The organism is Enterobacter cloacae complex sp. P16RS2 (assembly GCF_014982155.1).
Lineage (GTDB): Bacteria > Pseudomonadota > Gammaproteobacteria > Enterobacterales > Enterobacteriaceae > Enterobacter > Enterobacter cloacae_M.
The window spans coordinates 1-614 of sequence record NZ_JADCKW010000094.1 but is presented as its reverse complement, the minus strand read 5'-3'; the positions used below and the strand labels follow the sequence as shown (position 1 = coordinate 614).

1 protein-coding gene is annotated in these 614 nt (G+C 30.8%); it reads right to left on the bottom strand.

From position 1 onward, the window contains the following. Positions 1-568: hypothetical protein (locus INF68_RS23025; protein ID WP_193525483.1), on the bottom strand; the 568-nt coding region annotated here is incomplete at its 3' end. Positions 569-614 lie beyond the last annotated feature (46 nt).

Below are 614 nucleotides of genomic sequence, written 5' to 3'. Positions count from 1 at the left end.
AGATTGGATACTGATATTCAGGAATAATCATTCTACAAAACATATCAAATCTTGTAAGATGTTCCTTAACCTGGTCGATTGGAACGCCAATATTGCGTAATGAATTGATAAGAATATCATTGTCAAAGTCGGGTCTTCCATAATACGCACATTTATTATCAATGATGTGATTATAGAACTGTAGTACATCATTATAAGTTTGAATTTCAGTATCAGTTTTATAATCAAATGATTTTATTGACATGTTTCCATCAATGCTTTCAATGCTGACTCGTAAACTATCGAAATATAAAAAAGCACTACGGAATTCACTCTGAGGCATTTCTATATTTTGGTCTGTGATATGAATGAAACTCTCCGCTCTCAGCTCAAGTAGATTAGAAAAAAGATCACCCTTATCTATTGTTACTAAACCATCAGTACGTGTATAGACGCCATCCTCAAAATGATAATAGTAATATTTTTCATTATCAACTAACTTATAAAAACCAGTAATATCATCTTTCATGCGAAAGATTACACCATCCACTAATTCTATAGCAGAATAGTCACATTTATTATAATTCATTTTTCTTCCTTAACTAGGGTACGTAGAACATAATATAGTCTATATA